At 66.9% G+C, this 903-nt stretch carries 2 protein-coding genes; both read right to left on the bottom strand.

Annotated elements, in window-relative coordinates; all coding sequences use genetic code 11:
• Positions 1–522 (bottom strand): CHC2 zinc finger domain-containing protein (locus tag AC1DU6_RS33170; protein WP_477862567.1); only part of this gene is annotated, 522 nt, incomplete at its 3' end.
• Between the two features lie 9 nt (positions 523–531).
• Positions 532–903: EAL domain-containing protein (locus tag AC1DU6_RS33165; protein WP_477862565.1), on the bottom strand; the 372-nt coding region annotated here is incomplete at its 5' end.

Here is a 903-nt window from a genome sequence, read left to right as displayed (position 1 = left end):
GTACGAGGGGAAGCCGCTGGCCAGCGACCGCCAGCCTTCGGGCGCATAGCCAAGGCCGAAACGGGCCGCGATCTGGCCGGTCAGGCCGCGGCCCTTCAGGTACTGGACGGCCCGGGGCGCCTGGCGCARCTGGGCCTTGTAGAACTCCGCCGCGCGGGCCAGCACATCGGTCAGGCTCTGCTGCCTGGCTTTGTCGGCTTTGGCGCGCTCGCGCTGTTCGGGGCTGCGTTCGTCCTGCGGCACCTGCATGCCGACCTGCTGGGCCAGGTCCTCCACCGCTTCGACAAAGGTCGCGGCGGTGTGTTCCATCAGGAAGCCGATGGCATTGCCGTGCACGCCGCAGCCGAAGCAGTGGTAGGTCTGGCGGCTTGGGCTGACGATGAAGCTCGGCGACTTTTCCCCATGGAAGGGGCACAGACCCTTGTGGTTGATGCCCGCCTTTTTCAGCTCGACATGGCGACCCACCACGTCGACGATGTCGACGCGGGAGAGCAGGTCCTGAATAAAGCCGGGCGGGATCACCCGTGGATTTTAGAGATTGGCCTGGGACGGGCTGCGCAACTGCGCAATCCAGTCGCTGTTGGCAAAGGCTTGTATCCAGCCCGGCAGGGCCGGCCCGGGCATGGCCGCCGCGATGCCGTTGCCTTGGCCGAGGCGGCAGCCCAGGCGCAACAGCTCGCGCGCATGGGCGCGGCTCTCGACACCCTTGGCCAGCACGGCACAACCGATATTGCGCGCCAAGCCGATGACGCTCTCGACGAGCGACAGGTCCTGGGCATCGCCCAGCATGCCCTGCACATAGCTGCGGTCGAGTTTGAGGGTATCCACAGGCAGGCGCTTGAGTGAACTGAGCCGCGAGTAGCCGGCGCCGAAGTCGTCCAGCGCAATGCCAATGCCCAGACC

Source organism: Roseateles sp. P5_B10 (assembly GCF_056400485.1).
This window is presented reverse-complemented; position numbering and strand designations above follow the sequence as displayed.